General features: G+C 66.0%; 16 protein-coding genes and 6 tRNA genes. 11 read left to right on the plus strand and 11 right to left on the minus strand.

Features of this window, described 5'->3' with window-relative positions:
• Positions 1 to 93 precede the first annotated feature (93 nt).
• Both ARC63_RS18945 and ARC63_RS18950 read left to right on the plus strand, forming a co-directional pair.
• Positions 94 to 474, plus strand: coding sequence for a response regulator (locus tag ARC63_RS18945; RefSeq protein WP_019336514.1), 381 nt, complete (start codon positions 94 to 96; stop codon positions 472 to 474).
• Between the two features lie 69 nt (positions 475 to 543).
• Complete coding sequence (locus ARC63_RS18950) at positions 544 to 741, plus strand: hypothetical protein (RefSeq protein WP_010484956.1); 198 nt, start codon at positions 544 to 546, stop codon at positions 739 to 741.
• A gap of 45 nt (positions 742 to 786) precedes the next feature.
• Here the strand turns inward: ARC63_RS18950 and ARC63_RS18955 are convergent, their stop codons facing one another.
• Positions 787 to 1,743: an SOS response-associated peptidase family protein gene (locus ARC63_RS18955; protein WP_057504128.1), complete on the minus strand. Its 957-nt coding sequence runs from the start codon at positions 1,741 to 1,743 to the stop codon at positions 787 to 789.
• A 77-nt stretch (positions 1,744 to 1,820) separates the two neighbouring features.
• Here ARC63_RS18955 and ARC63_RS18960 point away from each other — a divergent pair, with 77 nt between their 5' ends.
• Positions 1,821 to 2,237: a GNAT family N-acetyltransferase gene (locus tag ARC63_RS18960; RefSeq protein WP_010484960.1), complete on the plus strand. Its 417-nt coding sequence runs from the start codon at positions 1,821 to 1,823 to the stop codon at positions 2,235 to 2,237.
• Positions 2,238 to 2,332: 95 nt separating this feature from the next.
• Here the strand turns inward: ARC63_RS18960 and ARC63_RS18965 are convergent.
• From ARC63_RS18965 to ARC63_RS18995, 7 genes are all read right to left on the minus strand, one after another.
• Positions 2,333 to 2,408, minus strand: a tRNA-Glu gene (locus tag ARC63_RS18965).
• 47 nt (positions 2,409 to 2,455) lie between these two features.
• Positions 2,456 to 2,531 (minus strand) — tRNA-Ala (locus ARC63_RS18970).
• A 46-nt stretch (positions 2,532 to 2,577) separates the two neighbouring features.
• Positions 2,578 to 2,653, minus strand: a tRNA-Glu gene (locus ARC63_RS18975).
• Between the two features lie 48 nt (positions 2,654 to 2,701).
• Positions 2,702 to 2,777, minus strand: a tRNA-Ala gene (locus tag ARC63_RS18980).
• A 184-nt stretch (positions 2,778 to 2,961) separates the two neighbouring features.
• Positions 2,962 to 3,037 (minus strand) — tRNA-Glu (locus ARC63_RS18985).
• 54 nt (positions 3,038 to 3,091) lie between these two features.
• Positions 3,092 to 3,167 (minus strand) — tRNA-Ala (locus tag ARC63_RS18990).
• An 89-nt stretch (positions 3,168 to 3,256) separates the two neighbouring features.
• Positions 3,257 to 3,670 (minus strand): heavy metal-responsive transcriptional regulator, encoded by a 414-nt coding sequence (locus ARC63_RS18995; RefSeq protein WP_010484978.1) that lies wholly within the window; start codon positions 3,668 to 3,670, stop codon positions 3,257 to 3,259.
• Positions 3,671 to 3,856: 186 nt separating this feature from the next.
• Between ARC63_RS18995 and ARC63_RS19000 the strand changes: the two genes are divergently transcribed.
• The 8 genes from ARC63_RS19000 (at position 3,857) to ARC63_RS19035 (ending at position 13,915) form a co-directional block, all read left to right on the plus strand.
• Positions 3,857 to 4,924 (plus strand): GlxA family transcriptional regulator, encoded by a 1,068-nt coding sequence (locus tag ARC63_RS19000; protein ID WP_019336511.1) that lies wholly within the window; start codon positions 3,857 to 3,859, stop codon positions 4,922 to 4,924.
• Between the two features lie 80 nt (positions 4,925 to 5,004).
• Entirely contained in the window at positions 5,005 to 5,808 is an 804-nt protein-coding gene (locus tag ARC63_RS19005; protein ID WP_010484981.1) for a TlpA disulfide reductase family protein, read from the plus strand.
• A gap of 30 nt (positions 5,809 to 5,838) precedes the next feature.
• Positions 5,839 to 6,681, plus strand: a complete 843-nt coding sequence (gene dsbG / locus ARC63_RS19010; RefSeq protein ID WP_010484982.1) for a thiol:disulfide interchange protein DsbG — start codon at positions 5,839 to 5,841, stop codon at positions 6,679 to 6,681.
• A 514-nt stretch (positions 6,682 to 7,195) separates the two neighbouring features.
• Positions 7,196 to 8,629: a DcaP family trimeric outer membrane transporter gene (locus ARC63_RS19015; protein WP_049454651.1), complete on the plus strand. Its 1,434-nt coding sequence runs from the start codon at positions 7,196 to 7,198 to the stop codon at positions 8,627 to 8,629.
• 76 nt (positions 8,630 to 8,705) lie between these two features.
• Positions 8,706 to 10,058 (plus strand): arginine/agmatine antiporter, encoded by a 1,353-nt coding sequence (gene adiC, locus ARC63_RS19020; RefSeq protein WP_005410068.1) that lies wholly within the window; start codon positions 8,706 to 8,708, stop codon positions 10,056 to 10,058.
• Positions 10,059 to 10,078: 20 nt separating this feature from the next.
• On the plus strand, positions 10,079 to 12,367 hold the full coding sequence (locus tag ARC63_RS19025; protein WP_057504129.1) for an Orn/Lys/Arg family decarboxylase: 2,289 nt from the start codon (positions 10,079 to 10,081) through the stop codon (positions 12,365 to 12,367).
• Positions 12,368 to 12,395: 28 nt separating this feature from the next.
• Positions 12,396 to 13,298, plus strand: coding sequence for a cation diffusion facilitator family transporter (locus ARC63_RS19030; RefSeq protein WP_010484991.1), 903 nt, complete (start codon positions 12,396 to 12,398; stop codon positions 13,296 to 13,298).
• Positions 13,299 to 13,480: 182 nt separating this feature from the next.
• Positions 13,481 to 13,915, plus strand: a complete 435-nt coding sequence (locus ARC63_RS19035) for a RidA family protein (RefSeq protein ID WP_010484993.1) — start codon at positions 13,481 to 13,483, stop codon at positions 13,913 to 13,915.
• On the opposite strand, the gene ARC63_RS19040 is transcribed toward ARC63_RS19035, so the two are convergent.
• Genes ARC63_RS19040 through ARC63_RS19050 form a run of 3 tightly spaced genes read right to left on the minus strand, consistent with a single transcriptional unit; the run spans position 13,912 to position 17,876 of the window.
• A complete protein-coding gene (locus tag ARC63_RS19040) occupies positions 13,912 to 14,625 on the minus strand; it encodes an energy transducer TonB family protein (protein ID WP_057504130.1) in 714 nt (237 codons plus the stop codon). The genes ARC63_RS19035 and ARC63_RS19040 overlap by 4 nt on opposite strands.
• Complete coding sequence (locus tag ARC63_RS19045) at positions 14,618 to 15,418, minus strand: ChaN family lipoprotein (RefSeq protein WP_057504131.1); 801 nt, start codon at positions 15,416 to 15,418, stop codon at positions 14,618 to 14,620. Before ARC63_RS19045 ends, ARC63_RS19040 begins: the two co-directional genes overlap by 8 nt.
• Positions 15,405 to 17,876, minus strand: coding sequence for a TonB-dependent receptor (locus tag ARC63_RS19050; RefSeq protein WP_057504132.1), 2,472 nt, complete (start codon positions 17,874 to 17,876; stop codon positions 15,405 to 15,407). The genes ARC63_RS19045 and ARC63_RS19050 overlap by 14 nt, the downstream gene beginning before the upstream one ends.
• Between the last annotated feature and the right edge of the window lie 22 nt (positions 17,877 to 17,898).

Genomic DNA, 17,898 nt, shown 5'->3' on the forward strand with positions numbered 1-17,898 from the left:
ATAGTGGGGAGGCCGATCAGGGCGCGTCCTGTCGGCTTCGGCCCAGTGGTGGCTATACTGCGGCGGCTTGAATGCCTCCAGGAGTGGTAGCCGATGACAGTGTTGCAGGACCTGAGGGTGCTGGTGGTCGAGAACGACGAGATGAGTGCCGCACTGCTGCAGATGCAGCTGGTGCACGCCGGTGCGACGGTGGTGGGTCTGGCCGCGAGCGTCGCTGAGGCGCTGCGCCTGCTGGAGGCGTCGACCCCGGACGTTGCCCTGCTTGATTACCGCCTAGCCCGCAATGAGACCAGCGAGCCGGTGGCCGCGGCGCTGTCGGCGCGTGGCGTGCCGTTCGTGCTGGCCACCGGCATGCTGGCCGAGCAGCTGCCCGGGCCGATGCTGGCCGGCGTGCTGCTGGTCAAGCCGTATCTCTCGGCAGATCTGAGCCAGGCGCTGGTACGCGCAGTGGGCCGCGCCAGCGCCAGGGCCTGATTGGCGCATGCCGAAGCGGTGGGCGTATCCTGCCCGGGCCTGAATGCTCAGGCCTACAAGGAGAGTGGCATGAAGAAGTGGATCAAGCGCATGGTCGCTGCGGGTGTCCTTTCGATGGCGGTCTTCGGTGGTACGGCCTCTGCCGCGTGGTGCGGCCAGCCCTGTTTCCAGCTCTACAAGAGCTGTATCGCGCGGGGTGGTGAGGTCGAACAATGCCTGCAGGAACAGGCCTTCTGCGAAGAGGCGATGTGCGGCGGCAATCCCTGATCCATGAACCCCGCCCAGGCGGGGTTTTTCATCTGTGCGCGGTATTCAGCCCGCTTCTTCGTACACGTAGCGGATCTCTTCGCGGTCGTCGAGGATGCGGTACTGGCGCGCCAGATCATCCGGATCGGGATTGAGCCAGGCATCGAGGTGTTCCCTGCGGATGGGAACGACGCCGCGGTCGTGGCCCGCAGCGGCGACGTCGTGCGGAGGCGTGTCGGTGATGGTGGCAAATGACAGCAGGCGACCTTCCGGTCCTTCCCATTCCGCCCACAGGCAGGCCAGCAGCAGATCGCGCGGGGGATCAGGCCGGAACTCCAGCACCACGTCCTGCTCCTTCTCATCGGCACCCGGCGTAGGGCCGGCGGTGGCGTGACGCGGTACGTGCTCATAGAACGCCTGCACCACCACCACGCCGTGGCGCAGCCCGAACGCACCGCGCCAATAGCCTTCCAGGCTGTCGCGCCTCGCGTTGTAGGTGCCGGGATAGAGGATGTCGTTGCGCACCGGCTTGTCCGGCAGCCGGCACTGGTAGCGCATCGGCTTGATCACGCGTTTGCCGCCCTCGCTGACCATGACCGGTGCGTAGGTGCCAGGGAAAATGCGATTGTCGCGCGGCAGCAGCTGCACCCGGTGCAGGTCTTCCAGCCGAGCCTGCGCACGATCGATGCGGTTGCCGGCCACGCGCAGGTCGTTGCGTGCCTTCTGGGTGGGGCGGGTCGCCAGCGTGGCGTTGGCGATATCGCGTCGCTCGCGCTGGCGGGCCAGCTCCGCTTCCAGATCCTGGCGCTCCTGCGCATGCCATTGCTGGATTTTCGCGACGATGTCGCGGCCCTGCTCGGTGCGCGCACCGGCGAAGCCGTCATCCATGGCCTTGGGAGTTCTGGGGCGCTTCTTGCCGGGATCGTGCGCGTACAGCTCCGCGAATTCTTCCAGCGACAGGATGGCGCCGAACTCGCGCACCAGCTTGGCGTAGTCGGCGCGGATCAGGGCGGAATAGCACATGGGAACTCTGCAGGCGCGGGTCGCAGCAGTTGCGACATGGATGAGGCAGGATAGCCCGACCTACAGGGAGAAAGCGCATGAATGATTCCGTCGCCTGCCAGTTCCGCGACGCCGTGCCCACGGTCGAAGACTATTGCCAGCTGCGTGTGCTGGCGGGCCTCAGTGCCAAGAGCCAGGAGGCGGCGGCACGCGCGCTGCCCAATACCCTGTATGGCGTGTGCGCCTACCAGGGCAACGAGCTGGTGGCGATGGGGCGCATCGTCGGCGATGGGGGCTGCCACCTGCAGGTCTGCGATATCGCCGTATTGCCGCGCCTGCAGGGGCAGGGCCTGGGCAAGGAAGTGATGCGTCGCCTGGAGGGCTGGATGCAGGCAAACCTGCCGCCGTCGGCATACGTCAGCCTTCTGGCAGATGGTGAAGCGCACCGGCTGTACGCGCAGTTTGGTTTCGCACCTACCGCACCTGCATCGATCGGGATGTATCGCCGGTTCTGAGGTGTGTCCAGGCTGAGGCCATCCATGCTGGATCGGGCCTTTTCAGAAATCACAGGCAAAGAAAAACCCCGGCCGAAGCCGGGGTTTTAAAGAATTGGCGTCCCCACGGGGATTCGAACCCCGGTCGCCACCGTGAAAGGGTGATGTCCTAGGCCTCTAGACGATGGGGACGCACGAAAACTTCAAATTGTAGATCCTTCGACGGCCTAATGTCGAAGTGGTGGAGCCAAGCGGGATCGAACCGCTGACCTCCTGCATGCCATGCAGGCGCTCTCCCAGCTGAGCTATGGCCCCAATGAAACTCCGGATGATCTGCCGGGAGCAGAGTCCGTTTTGAAACTGGCGTCCCCACGGGGATTCGAACCCCGGTCGCCACCGTGAAAGGGTGATGTCCTAGGCCTCTAGACGATGGGGACGCACGAAAACTTCAAGTTGTAGAACCTTCGACGGCCTAATGTCGAAAGTGGTGGAGCCAAGCGGGATCGAACCGCTGACCTCCTGCATGCCATGCAGGCGCTCTCCCAGCTGAGCTATGGCCCCGTGTTACCGAGCCGCCTATCATACCTGCGTGTTCACGTTTGTGGAAGCTTTTTTTGAGCTTTTTTCGTTCCGGTTCAACCGCGGCCACGAGGGCAGGGGAACCGCAACGCCACTACCTGAATGCTGGTAGGCGGTGAACAAAAAAGACCCGGTTATCGGCCGGGTCCTCGTTGTTCGTGATGAGTGGCGTCCCCACGGGGATTCGAACCCCGGTCGCCACCGTGAAAGGGTGATGTCCTAGGCCTCTAGACGATGGGGACGCAATTCTCATCAATGTTCTTTAGCGACCTTTCGACGGCCTAATGCCGAAAGATTGGTGGAGCCAAGCGGGATCGAACCGCTGACCTCCTGCATGCCATGCAGGCGCTCTCCCAGCTGAGCTATGGCCCCACGTCGCTGAGGAGCGAAATAATAGCCTTGCCCCAGGGGGTTGGCAAGCATTTGTTGCACTTTTCTTCACGTGCGTTGCGAAGCCGATGTCAGTCGCCTTTCGCCTGTGCAACGTTGTCGGTCAGTGCCGCCAGGATCGGGCACTGGTCCAGCGTGCCGTGACCGGGGCAGGCGTCGACCAGCTGCGAAAGTGCGGTGTGCATGCGCTGCAGCTCGGCCATCCGTTGCGCGATGTCCTGCAGGCGGGCCTGCGCGGTGTCGCGCACGCTGCCCATGTCCTGCGAGTGCTGATCGCTCAGTACGAGCAGCTCGCCGATCTCTTCCAGGCTGAAGCCCAGCGCCTTGGCGCGGCGGATGAATCGCAGCCGGCGCAGATCCTGCTCGCCGAAGATGCGGTAGCCACCCGCCGAGCGGGCTGCGGTCGGCAGCAGCTGCTGTCGTTCGTAGTAGCGCACCGTATCGATCGGCACGCCCGCCTGGCGGGCCAGTTGTCCAATGTTCATGGCGGATTCCTGCGGATGCTGCCGGCCATTGTGAAGCCTGGAGTCTGGTCGAGAGTCAAGGCTTGGACCGGGTGCGCGCATTCAGCGCACTTTGCAACTTTCTTCATAGCCCCGCCGATGGGCCAGTTCCTACCCTTCGCCTGAACCGGCCGTTCGATGGCCTGCAACGAACCGAGGAGGTGGTCTGTGGAAGGATTCAGGAACGAAGGATTCGTCGAGATCGCGGTGGTTGAATACCCGGGAGGTGATCCGTCTGCCGCCTCCGTACTGGCCGAAATGGCGCACGTTGCCAATCGCCTTGCCCAGCAGCAGCGCCGGCCGTTCAAGCGGGTGCTGGTCACCCGCTGGATCGTGCCGGCCAGCCAGACTGGTGTGCACCGTATTGCGGGTGCGGAAATGCTCGATGCGGCCATCCCGGCTGTGATTGCGGTTCCCGGCCAGATCAGTGCCGGCGCGTGCCTGCGCGCGGATGAGGTCCTGCTGGACTGGCTGCGCGCGCACTATGACGGTGGCAGCCTGCTGGCCGCCGCCAGTGATGGCGTCAGCGTGCTGGCACGGGCCGGATTGCTGGCCGGGCGTACGGTCAGCGGCCCCGATCTCGGGCGCCATCCAGGCCTGCAGGCGCAGGCCGCGAGCTGGGTGCCGAGCGAGCGGGCGCTGGTGGATGACGGCGACCTGCTGACGGTCGGCGGGGGCCAGGCCTGGCGCTTCCTGGGCCTGCGGCTGTTGTACCGGCTGCATGGGCAGGGCGTGGCCAGTGCGGTGGCGCAGCAGCTGGGCATCACCGTGCCCGCCACGATCCAGCAGGATCTGGAACGCTTCAGCGCCAACTTCGCACATGGCGATCGTGATGTATTGAAGGCACAGCGCTGGTTGCACACCACGGCGGCACGCGGCGCCACCCTCGCCGCGATCTGCGAAGTCTCCGGATTGGAGCCGCGCACGCTGCAGCGGCGGTTCCTCAAGGCCACCGGCCTGCGGCCGATCGAGTACTGCCAACGGCTGCGCATCGCCAAGGCGCAGACCCTGTTGCAGCAGGGAGCGGGTATCGATGAGGTGGCCTGGGGCGTCGGCTACGCCGATCAGAGTGCGTTTCGCCGGTTGTTCCTGCGCATCGTTGGCATGACGCCGGCGAACTATCGGCGTCACGTCAGCAGCAAGCGCCGCGAGCGGCCCTTGATGCCGTCGGTGGCGGGCAGTCTGCGCGGGCTGCAATCGCCGTCGGTGATGCAACTGGGGCGCAGCGCGGCCTGATGCGGGCAGCATCGTCGGGCTTGCAACCGGAGTGCGACACTTCGACCATGCAGCCAGTGGACGATTGAACAGGTGGTCTGATGTCGAGCGTTGGGCCGGTGCCGATGCCGGTGGTATTGATTCTCGTGTGCGTACTGCTGGCGATGGCCGTGGCGCGTCTGTGGCCACGCAGGAAGGACGGCATGCCGCTGCCTTCCGCACCCAGCATGGTTCTGGACATGCTGCTGGTGGGCCTGCTGTGTGGTCGCATCAGCTTCGTGGCCTTGAACTTCGCGCTGTATCGCGAGGCGCCGTGGAGCATTCTGCAGATTGCCGATGGTGGCTACCACCTCGCGGTTGTCCTGGTTGCGGGATTGGCATGGGGACTGTGGCGGTTGCGCCCATGGCGGGCGTTGCGCGCCCCGGTGCTGGGCGCGGCGTTGGCAGGTGTGCTGCTCTGGGCGGGCGGCAGTCAGCTGTTGTCCGCCTGGCAGGAGCGGCGGATGCCCTTGCCGGTATTGCAGGTTGCTGATCTGCAAGGGGGCAGGGTGGACCTCCAGCAGTTTCGTGGCAAGCCACTGGTGCTGAACCTGTGGGCCAGCTGGTGTGGTCCCTGCAGGCGCGAGATGCCGGTCTTGGCAGCGGCACAGCAGGCACATGCGGACGTGCAGTTCGTGTTCCTCAACCAGGGTGAAACCCTTGAGGAGGTCCAGGGTTTCGTTGCGCGCGAACGGCTCCTGCTGGGCAACGTATTGCTGGACGATGACGCTGCGGCATCCACGGTGCTGGGTGTGCAGGCCTATCCCTCGACCCTGTTCTTCGACGCCGAAGGGCGCCTGCGTGAACTGCACCTCGGCGAACTGACGGCAGCGGGTCTTGAACACAAACTGCGCCGGCTGCGGTAGCCTGCGCGGGCATCTCACTACGGAGTTCCCATGTTGTCGACTTCCCTGCGCACCGCCCCGGCGGTGCTGTTGCTGCCGGTCCTGCTGGCATTGGCCGCCTGCAGCCAGGCACAGACGCCGCCGGGCAAGACCGCCGCGGCACCGGCAGCGAGCGCCACAGCCGCTGCCAACAAGGGCGATCGCCCTGCGGTGCTGAAGGGCATCGAGAAGCATGGGTTCGAGGTCGTCGCCGAATTCGATGCCCCCGGTGGCCTGCGAGGTTTCGCCGGCGTGGTCGGCGGCCAGCAGCCGGCAGCGGCCTATGTCACTGCTGATGGCAAGCATGTACTGGTCGGCAGCCTGTTCGATGCGGAGGGCAACGATGTAGCCGCTGAGGCCGTTGAGAAGCTGGTGGCCTCGCCGATGTCGGCCAAGATGTGGACCAAACTGGAATCCAGCGCCTGGGTACGTGACGGCAAGGCCGATGCGCCGCGCGTGGTCTATACCTTCAGCGATGCCAACTGCCCTTACTGCCACAAGTTCTGGGAAGCGGCACGGCCGTGGGTCGATGCGGGCAAGGTGCAGCTGCGTCACATCATGGTCGGCGTCATCCGCGAGGACAGCCCGGCCAAGGCGGCGGCCATCCTCGCAGCCCGTGACCCGAGTGCAGCGCTGCTGCAGAACGAGCACGATTTTGATCGCGGTGGCATCAAGGCGCTGCCGAACATCAGCCGCGAAATTGCTGGCAAGCTCGATGCCAATCAGGTACTGATGATCGAAATGGGCTTCCAGGGCACGCCGGGCATTCTGTTCCAGGACGCACAGGGCCAGGTACAGCGTCGTGCGGGCCTGCCGCAGGGTGCCGATCTGCAGACGGTGCTTGGCCCGCGCTGAGTGGCGCCAGCTTCATGAAACATTGCACAGGCCCGCATGGCAGCATGCGGGCCTGTTGCATTCTGTGGCCGGCCTTCCGGTTGCAGGCCCGCGCAACGTTGGTTCATCGTCACGTCTGAATCGTGACTGACATCAAGCATCGCGCCTTGATTCCAATCAAGGCCAAAAACGACAGGCGGATTAGCCTGTGACGCATGGAATACAGCGTCACTGCGCGACGGATGCCGCGCTCGCCACGCCCTGATCAGGGTCGGCCGGCACAGCCATTCACGACATTCTCACTCCTTGCTTGTTACCCAGACCGCTGCGGTCGCCACCTCTTTGGCAGCGCGGCCTTGATTGAGTCGACATCGGTGCGGGCAGGGCAGTGTCATCGTCCTGTTGCCTGCAGTGCGCAGGCTGGCCGCCGCCGTCGACGCAGTATCCGCATTTCCAGCAACTGCAACGTGGGGCCGGAGCCGCGCATGCGTGCGTTCGGCCTGCGAGATGAACATGGACGTCCAGGGAGGATGCAATGCGCGTGGCGGTACTGAGTCTGGCCTGCTTGACCGTATTGGCGATCACGCCGGCATATGCACAGGCTGATGACAAGGAGGACGCGCAGGCGCTGCGCCGTGAGATCGCGGCCATGCGTCAGGTACTGGAAGGCATGCAGCAGCGGCTGGATCGGCTTGAACAGCGTAATGGCGCGGTTGCGCCTGCCGTCGCGCAGATCCCTGCGCCTGCGACCGCACCTGCAGGCGCTACCCATCTGCTGCATCCCACCCAGGTGCCGGGCGTGGCACAACCGGTGCTGCCGCAGCGTGAATCGGTGGCCGATCCTTCCACCGCGGCATCGCGACCGGACAGTGCGGCCGGCCCAACCGACCCGGATCTGAAGGGGTTCTTCGCCATTCCCGGCACCGATACGGTGATCCGCATTGGCGGCTACGCCAAGCTCGATGCCATCGCCGATTCGCGCGCAGCCGGCGACGAAGATCAGTTCATTCCTTCGTCGATGCCAGTGGGCGGCCGTCATCGTGACGTGTCCAATTTCAACATCCATGCCAAGCAGACCCGCTTCAGTTTCGAGGCGCGGCGCCCGACCTCGCACGGGAACCTGCGCTTTTACCTGGAGAACGACTTCTTCGGCAGCAGTGATGGTTACGAATTCCGCCTGCGCCACGCCTATGGCCAGCTTGGCAATACCTACGCGGGCTACGGCTATTCCAGCTTCATGGATCCGGACAGCTTGCCTGACACGCTGGATTTCGCCGGTCCGGGTGGTGCGGGCTATCTGCTGGTGGCCGGCATCCACCACAGCTTTGCGATGGGCAAGGGCAACACCCTGACTGTTGCCGCCGAAGATCCGAAGACTGAACTTGCCGGTGCCAGCGATGAGCGCGCGGCGGTGAACCGGCTGCCGGATGTGACGGTGACGGCGCGCATGGAGCGCGACTGGGGCCACCTGCAACTGGGCGCGGTGGCACGCAGCCTGGCGTATGACGGTGACGATGAGCGTGACCGGCGCATGGCCGGTGGCCTGCAGCTGAGCGGATCGGCGTCGGTGGGCGAGCGCGACCTGCTGCTGTTCGGTGCCCTCGGTGGGCGCGGCCTGAGCCGTTACACCGCTGACCTGACCGGCTCCGGGCTGGACGCGGTGGTCGGTGCCGATGGCCGCCTTGATGCGCTGGACCTGCACGGTGGTTTCGTTGGCTACACCCATTACTGGTCCGAGCTGTGGCGTTCGAACCTGATCGTCGGCCAGCTGACCCTGGAGCGGAATGCTGCACTGGCGGCCGACGCATTCCGTCAGAGCCGCTACGGCGTGTTCAACCTGATCTGGAGCCCGGCACCGTCGTGGACGATGGGCATGGAGCTGCTGTACGGGCGCCTGGAACAGCAGGGCGGCGCGCGCGGCGACACGGTCCGGGTGCAGGGCAGCCTGCAATACAACTTCATCAAGTAAGCGCCAGCGGCGTTACGCCAGCGCAACCGTCCCCACGCCCGGCCGCACCGGGCTCATGCCAGTACAGGAGATTGTCATGGCAGAAGCAAAGAAAATCGGGGTGGTCGGAGCCACCTTCCTCGTCGCCGGCAACATGATGGGCTCCGGTGTGTTCCTGCTGCCCTCCAGCCTGGCCAAGATCGGTACCGCCTCGATCTGGGGCTGGCTGATCACCACCGCCGGTGCGCTGCTGCTGGCGTTCGTGTTCGCCAAGCTGGGCAAGCTGGCGCCCAAGGCGGGCGGTCCATACGCCTATGCGCGCGACTGGTTCGGGCCCTACATGGGCTTCCAGACCAACACCATCTACTGGTTCGCCAACTGGATCGGCAACGTCGCCATCCCGATTGCGGCGGTCGGCTACTTCAGCTACTTCTTCCCGATCCTGTCCGAGCCGCTGGTGCGCTGCATCGCGGTGCTGATCCTGGTGTGGGCGCTGAGCTTCGCCAATGTGATCGGCCCGGCCTTCGTCAGCCGCGTGCAGACGGTCACCACCAGCTTTGCGCTGGTCCCGATCCTGGGCATCGCCATCTTCGGCTGGTTCTTCTTCGATGCCGACATCTTCAAGGGCGCCTACAACGTGTCCGGTGAATCCAACTTCGGCGCGATCTCCAGCGCTGCGGCATTGACCCTGTGGGCCTTCATCGGCGTCGAATCCGCTTCGGTCACCGCCGGCGTGGTGGAAAACCCGGAGAAGAACGTGGCCCGTGCCACCCTGGCCGGTGTGTTCCTGGCTGCCATCGCCTACATCGCCAGTTCCTCGGTGATCATGGGCATGGTGCCCAACGGCGAACTGCAGACCTCCGATGCCCCGTTCGCGCTGGCTGCGGCCAAGGCCGTCGGTGGCTGGGGCGGTGCGCTGGTCAGCCTGTGCGCCTTCATCGGCGCGGCGGGTTCGCTGGGCGGCTGGATCCTGCTGACCGCACAGAGCGCCAAGGCGGCGTCCGACGACGGGCTGTTCCCGAGCATCTTCAGCAAGACCAACAAGGATGACGTGCCGGTCAAGGGCGTGCTGATCGTAGCGGTGCTGATGACCCTGGCGGTGCTGGTCACCTCCACCTCGGAAACCGCGTCGGCACAGTTCGACGTCATCACGTCGGCCGCCGTGGTACTGACCCTGCTGCCCTACATCTACTCGTGCGTGGCCTGCTACTTCGTGGTCGAGCGTTCGCACACCCTGGTCCATACCGGTGCGTTCTGGACCCTGACCAGCCTGACCGTTGTGTACTGCCTGTGGGCGATCTACGGCTCGTCGGGAACCATCGTGCAGTACGCCTTCCTGTTCGTGCTGTTCATCACCGTGTTCTATCCCTTCTTCAGCGAGGAGCGCCGCCAGCAGCGGCAGCGCGCCCGCGAGGCATCGGCCATCAGCGCCGGCGCCCAGCGTTCCTGAGTTCGACAAGGAGAATCAACGTGTACTTCAAGTCCCTGGACTATCCGGTCATTGTCATCGACAACGACTACGAGTCGCCGCGCATCGGCGGCATCCTGATCCGCGCCCTGGTGGAAGAACTGCGCAGCAACGACCAGCGCGTGTTGTGCGGCCTGAACCTGGATGATGCGCGCGCCGGTGCCCGCACCTACGTGGCGGCCTCGGCAGTGCTGATTTCGATCGATGGCAGCGAAGAGGTGGATGGCGAGTTCCAGCGCCTGACTGCCTTCCTGCGTGAGCAGAGTGCGCGCCGCGCCAACCTGCCGGTGTTCCTGTACGGCGAGCGCCGCACCATCGAGAAGGTGCCGAGCAAGCTGCTCAAGTACATCCACGGCTTCATCTTCCTGTTCGAAGACACCAAGAGCTTCATCTCGCGGCAGGTGATGCGCGCAGCCGAAGACTACATGAAGAACCTGCTGCCGCCGTTCTTCAAGGCGCTGATCCATCATGCGGCCGAGTCGAACTATTCCTGGCATACGCCGGGCCATGCCGGTGGCGTGGCGTTCACCAAGTCGCCGGTGGGGCGTGCATTCCACCAGTTCTACGGCGAGAACACCCTGCGCAGCGATCTGTCGATCTCGGTGCCGGAGCTGGGCTCGCTGCTCGACCATACCGGCCCGATCAAGGATGCCGAGGAAGAAGCGGCACGCAACTTCGGCGCCGACCATACCTTCTTCGTCACCAATGGCACCTCCACCGCCAACAAGATCGTCTGGCACGGCACGGTGGCGCGCGGTGACGTGGTGTTCGTCGATCGCAATTGCCACAAGTCGCTGCTGCACGCGCTGATCATGACCGGTGCAGTGCCGGTGTACTTCACCCCAAGCCGCAACGCGCACGGCATCATCGGCCCGATCAGCCTGGACCAGTTCACGCCGGAGTCGCTGCAGCAGCGCATTGCTGCCAACCCGCTGGCCAGCCAGGCCTACCAGGCCGGTTCCAAGCCACGCATCGCAGTGGTCACCAACTCGACCTATGACGGCCTGTGCTACAACGCCGAGAAGATCGCTGATGAGATCGGCAGCGCGGTCGATTTCCTGCACTTCGATGAGGCCTGGTACGCCTACGCCGCGTTCCATCCGTTCTACGAGAACCACTACGGCATGGCCAAAGGCAAGCCCCGTGAGCAGGATGCGATCATCTTCACCACGCATTCAACCCACAAGCTGCTGGCGGCGTTCTCGCAGGCCTCGATGATCCACGTGCGCAACTCGGCGCAACGCAACCTGGACGCCGAGCGCTTCAACGAGTCGTTCATGATGCACACCTCGACCAGCCCACACTACGGGGTGATCGCGGCCTGCGACGTGGCCTCGAAGATGATGGAAGGCGAGGCTGGCCGTTCGCTGGTGCAGGAGATGCACGACGAGGCGATCGCGTTCCGCCGCGCGATGCTGCACGTCCGTGACGATCTGGGCCGCGACGACTGGTGGTTCAGTGTGTGGCAGCCGACCCAGGTCGAGCGCAGCCTGGACAAGGGTGATACGCCGGCGCCGCTGGTGGCCAAACGCGAGGAGTGGTACCTGCAACCGGATGCCCATTGGCACGGCTTCGAGAACCTGGTCGATGACTACGTGCTGATCGACCCGATCAAGGTGACCCTGCTGACCCCGGGCCTGGCGATGGACGGCAGCATGGGCAAGCTGGGCATTCCGGCGGCGGTGCTCAGCAAGTTCCTGTGGGGTCGCGGCATTACCGTGGAGAAGACCAACCTGTACTCGGTGCTGTTCCTGTTCTCGATGGGCATCACCAAGGGCAAGTGGAGCACGCTGGTCACCGAGCTGATGGCATTCAAGGAACTGTATGACCGCAACGCGCCGCTGGGCCAGGCACTGCCGACGCTGGCGGCCGACTATCCCAATGCCTACGCCGGCTGGGGCCTGCGTGACCTGTGCGATGCACTGCATGCGTTCAACCAGGAATTTGCGGTGGCCAAGGTGATGCGCGAGATGTACGTGGATCTGCCGACCCCGGTGATGACCCCGGCCGATGCCTACAACCACCTGGTCAAGGGCGAGATCGAGCGGGTCGACATCGAGCAGCTCAGTGGCCGCGTCGCCGCGACCATGCTGGTGCCGTACCCGCCGGGCATTCCGACCATCATGCCGGGCGAGCGCTTTGGCGACAGTGACGAGCCGATCATCCAGTCGCTGCGCATCGCCCGCGAACAGAACGCTCGTTTCCCGGGCTTCGAGTCGGACGTGCACGGGCTGATCATCGAGCAGGAGGGTGATGCGGTTTCGTACAAGGTGGAGGTGCTGAAGGCCTGACCGGCAACGGTCGGCCGTTCGGCGGACGATGGATACCGCGCGCGAGCAACGCATCCTGAAGTTCTCCATCGGGGTCACCCTGGCGGTGAGCACGGTCGGCTTCGGCGGTGGCCTGCTGGTGGGATCGCAGGCCATCCTGTTCGATGGCGTGTACAGCCTGGTCGACGTCGCGCTGACCCTGGTGTCGTTGTCGGTGCTGCGGCTGGTGGCGCGGGAACAGAGCCCGCGCTTCCAGTACGGCTACTGGCACCTGGAGCCAATGGTCGAGGCACTCGGTGGGGTGATCCTGTCGCTGGCCTGCGTGTATGCGCTGGCCAACGCGGTGATTGGCTTGACCACGGGCGGGCATGAAGTGAAATTCGGGCCCGCGCTGTGGTGGGCGGCACTGCTGAGTGCCAGCAACCTGGCGATGGCGCTGTTTGTCGCCCAACGAGCGCGGCATCTGCGCTCGGCGCTGTTGTGGCTGGACGTGCGTGGCTGGCTGCTGGGTGGGTTGATGAGCCTGGCGGTGGTACTGGCCTTCGTACTGGCCCTGGCCCTGCAGGGGGGCGAATGGCACCACTGGGTGCCGTACCTGGATTCGATCGTGCTGGCGTTGATCAGCCTGGCGGTGCTGCCGGTGCCGGCGCGCAGCGCGTGGAAGGCCATGCGTGAAGTACTGCAGGTGGCGCCGGATGATCTGGACCGGCGCGTGCAGCAGGTGATGCAGGCATTCGTGGCCGAGCGCGGTTATGCCGGTTTTACCAGTCACGTGGCGAAGATGGGGCGGATGCGCTTCATCGAGATCCATGTGCTGGCCGACCCGGGTACGCCGCTGGGGTCGGTGGGCGAGGTTGATGCGATGCGCGATGAGATCGCGGTGCGGCTGGATGCGCGCGGCAGCACGTTCTGGCTGACCATCGATTTCACGGCAGACCCGGCGTGGACGTGAGCGGGGAACGGTAGAGCCGAGCCCATGCTCGGCTGCCATTCGCGCAGCGCAGCCGAGCACGGGCTCGGCTCTACACGTCGGCGATCGTTGCGCGTGGCAGACCGGTCTGTTGCACCGGATCCGTTTGACCTCAACCTGGGTTGAGGTCACAGACTGCCTGCAACCCCCACGAGGCGCGCGGCATGAACCTGCTGACCACACCGGACCTCAGCCATGGCCTGCTGGAGCTGTTCAATCCTCCCGGCCTCTACGACCCTTCCGCGAACGGCTACTCCCACGTGGCGGTGGTGCGCCTGCCGGCACGGGTGATCCATGTCGCCGGGCAGGGCGGTGAAGATGCCCAGGGCCGTCTCTCGCCCAGTTTCGAAGACCAGGTCGGGCAGGCGCTGGACAACCTGCAGACCGCGCTGCGCTCGGCGCAGGCAAGCCTGGCTGATGTGGCGCGGTTGCGCATCCTGGTGGTGGACCACGACGAAGACCGGCTGGGCATCATCGCCCATCAGGTGCGGCGGCGCTGGCCGAACCGCGCCGCGCCCACCTGCACGCTGATCCCGGTGCCGCGGCTGGCGCTGGACGGCATGCTGTTCGAGATCGAGGCGGAGGCTTATGCCGCCTAGCGCAGGTAGTACTCCACCGGCACCACCAGCTCCTGCGGTGCCTTCAGTTCATCGGGAATGGGCGGCAGCGGCTGCGCGCGACGGAAGGTCTGCAGCGCGGCGTCATCGAGCATCGGCTGGCCACTGGACTGCTCCAGCCGCAGCGCCAGCAGGCGACCTTCGCGGTCGATGCTGGCCCTGACCCACGCAGTGCCCTGCTGCCGGCGCGAGCGCGCGGCGGCAGGGTAGTAGCGGTAACGCTCCAGCCGCGCCATCAGGCGGGCTTCCCACTGGTCGCTGGCGGCGCCGGCCTGGAAGTCTGCCGGTGGCGCGTCTGGAGCGGGCGGCGCGGCCGTGATCGATGCCGGTGCGGGACTTGCATCGGTCGCGGCCGCAGGCGAGGCGACTGGCAGTGGCTGGCGGCCCGTCCCACCCGTTTCGCTGGCGGCCAGCTCTCCCTCGCGCGCCGCCGTAGGCTTGGGTGGCGGCGGCGACTTCGTGGGCTGCGAGGCGCGGGCCTGCTGCGCCTGGCTGGGGGTCTCGGCCTGGCGTTCCTCCACCGGTTGCGGCGGCGTGGCCGGTGCCAGCAGGCGCAGGCTGATGCGCACGTCCTGCTCCGGCGGCGGCGGCATCGGCGGCATCGCGACCCAGTGCACCAACAGCAGCAGTGGCAGCAGATGCAGGACGACGGTGATCGCGATCGCCTGCCAGTGTTGGCCACGCTCACTCATCGTCCAGCACCCACAGCAGATCGGCATCAGCTGCATCGACGGTTTCACCCGGTGAAGCCAATGCAATCACCAGCGCAGGCGTATCCGGTGACAGGTAGCCCGGTACCCCGGTACCGCGCAGTACATGCCAGCGACCTGCTACCAGCAGTGCTGGCACGGGCGCATCGAGCAGCACCCGCGCCATGCGCGTATCGCGGGCCTGTTGCACGGCCAGCATCCCTTCCAGCATCGGTGCCGCGTCTGCGTGCTGGGCCAGCACCACCGCCGACAGGCGCTGGCGGGCAGCGGCCACCGGGAATCGCACGCCCTCGGTCGAGGCCAGCAGCGCGTTGACCTCGGCACGCGACAGGTTGCCGCCGAACAACGGCGTGCCTGCATCGGCAGCCTCCCGTACCAGGCCGCCATACGCGGCCCACGGCCAGCGCGTATCCCAGTCCAGCAGTTCCCGCAGGCGTGCACCTTCGGCCTGGTTGCCCTTGGCCAGCCAGCGCTGCACGCGCTGCAGGCGTGGCTGGCGCTCGCTGGCGATCATTTCCAGCACCAGTGAACCTTGCGGGCGCTGCCGCTGCAGGGCCTGCAGCAGCCAGCGCTGGGCGGCGTGGTCTCCGGCGAGATCATGGCGTTCACCCAGCAACAGCCGCTGGGCGTCCGCCGCGCGTGTCACGAATGCGGCTTCGTCCAGGTGCTGGCCAGTGGCCAGGTCGATCACTGTGCCGGGCACCGGCTGCGCGCCAGCCACCGCGGCCAGCGCGAGCAGGCATACGGGCAGCCAGCGACGGCTAGAACGCCACATTGACGCCCATCGAGACGGTGCGGCCACGGCCGTTGCCGCGGTCCAGGATCGGGCTGAAGATGCTGTCGATCGAGGCATTGTTGTCATAGGCCTTGTTCTGCAGGTTTTCGATGTTCAGCCACAGCGTGGTGTTGGCCTGGGGCTTGAAGCTCGCGTAGAAGTCCAGCAGCACGCCAGTGCCGCCGGTCTTGCGGGTCTGGAAGAAGTCGTAACCTTCCTCGGTGGGCCCGGAGTACGCGGCGCGCAGGCCGGCCTGCACGCGCTGCTGCCACCAGCGGCCGCCTACGTCCAGGGTCCAATAGCGGTCCGGCAGGGCGGTGATGTCTTCCAGGTTGACGAACTCGATGGCCGGTGCGCTGGTGCGCGAGCGGGTCCAGCTGAGCGTGGCGTGGTAGTGCTCGCTGGCGTAATGCGCCTCCAGCTCGATGCCGCGCATGCGCACGACGCCGGGATGGTTCATCCAGCGGGTCGTGGCGGTGAAGTCGTCTGCATCCAGCACATCGGTCCAGGCATTGAGCTGCGGATCGCTGTCGATCGGCACCACCAGCGGTTCCACTTCCGGCGGATGCACGATCAGCAGGTACTGCGGCTTGATGTAGTCGCGGATGCGGTTGTCGAAGCGGGTGATGCGCAGCTGTGCCAGGTCACCGTCGACCAGCAGCGAGTCGGTGCTGAGGTTGGCGCCGAACTGCAGGTTGCGCGAGCGCTCGCGGCGCAGGAACGGATTGGCGCCGATGCCGTCGGCGACGCTGGCGTCCTCCAGCGGGATCTTCTCGAAGAACATCTCCTGCACGCGCGGCGGCCGTGATGTGCGCGAGACCTCGGCAAACAGCTGCAGCCAGTCAGTGGCCTGCAGTGAAACCGCCAGGCTCGGGCTGAGTGCGCGCTCGCTGCGCCGCACGTCGATGTCGCCGCCATCGATCTCCGCGCATTGGCCGGGTACATCCGAGCACACCGGGATGTGGCCACGGATGCCGAAGCGGTCCTGGCGCAGGCCGGCAGTCAGCGCGTAGATGTCGTACTGCAGTTCCAGCGTGCTGAACACGCTGTCCAGCTGGCTGCGACCCTGCGGGTTGGCACCGCGCAGGATGGGCGTATCGGCCACATAGATGTCCGACTGGTGCTTGATGCCGGTGTTCCAGCGCGCCTGCAGTGCGCCGATGTCGAAGCGACTGGTGTTGTCGAGGGTCCAGCTGCTCAGGCTGCTGTGGGTGCGGCGGCCGATGTAGCTTGAATCTTCCACCGGCGGATAGAACAGCCGGGTCTTGTTGCTCGCGAAGGTCGCGCGCAGGTCGATCCATGGCGAATAGGGCGTGTAGTGGTAGCTGGCGCGCTGGTTGCGCGCGGAAATCTGCCACGGGTAGTTGTGGTAGAAGTCGTTTTCGTAACGCATGTGGCTCAGGTCGAGCCGATGCTGGTCGCTGGGCTGCAGGCGTGCTTTCAGCAGCCAGCTGCTGGGCTGCTGGCTGCCGGGGTCGGCGTTGTTCTTCTGCCCACGCGCGGTCGCGTATTCGCTGCTGCGGCTGCTGCTGGCGGCGGCCAGCAGGCCGAACTGACGGTCGCCACCTTCTTCGCTGTGGCGCCATGCACCGGCGAAGGTGCGGCCGCTGCCATAGCCGTTGTTGCCATGGCGATAGCCGGCGCGCAGGCCCCAGTCACGGCCCTCACCCAGTAGATCGTCGATATCCAGGGTGCGGAAGTTGGCACTGCCGGCCAGCGTACCAGCGCCGTCACCGCCGGCGACCGCACCGCGCTGCACGTCCACACCGGCCAGCAGGAAAGGATCGACATAGGCGAACGGACCGCCCGAACCATGCCCGGCATTGTTGCGGAAGGTCTGGGTGACACCGTCGATCATGGTGTTGACCCGGCCGGCACCGGTCATGCCGCGGATGTTGACCTGCAGGCCCGGCTGGCTGCGCGAATGGAAGCTGTGGGTGCCGGGCATCGAGCGCAGCAGGCTGTTGCCTTCCTGGCGTTCGGCCATCGCCACGCGCTCGCTGCCGACCGAGGGCGCAAAGCCATCGCGGGTGGCCGGTACATACTGGCTGGCGCCGGCCCCCGGTGCCTGGCCGTGCGCGGTAGTGCCCTGCACCCGCAGCGGGCCGGTGCGACGGCTGCCATCGGCGCGTTCAGCCGGCGCCGGTTCCAGGGCGGCGCGGCGCGCATCGACGAAGCGCGGTCGCAGGCCGCTGCCTGCCAGCAGGCGCGACAGGGCCTGCGCATCGTCGAAGTCACCGCGCAGAGCAGGGGCCGAATGCCCGGCAGGCAGCGCCGCGCCGATCACCAGGTCGACACCGGTCAGCCGGCTGTAGGCGTCCAGCGCGGCCGCCAGCGGCTGGGCGGGCAGATCGTAGGTGCGTGTGGCGGTCTGTGCGTGGGCACTGCCGGGCAGCAGCGGAAGGGCGCTGGTGCAGGCCAGCGACAGGGTAAGGACAAGGGGGCGGGGGCACAGCATCGGGGGCTCCAGGGGCTGACGC

Source organism: Stenotrophomonas geniculata ATCC 19374 = JCM 13324 (genome assembly GCF_001431625.1).
In the GTDB taxonomy this organism is placed as follows: Bacteria; Pseudomonadota; Gammaproteobacteria; order Xanthomonadales; family Xanthomonadaceae; genus Stenotrophomonas; species Stenotrophomonas geniculata.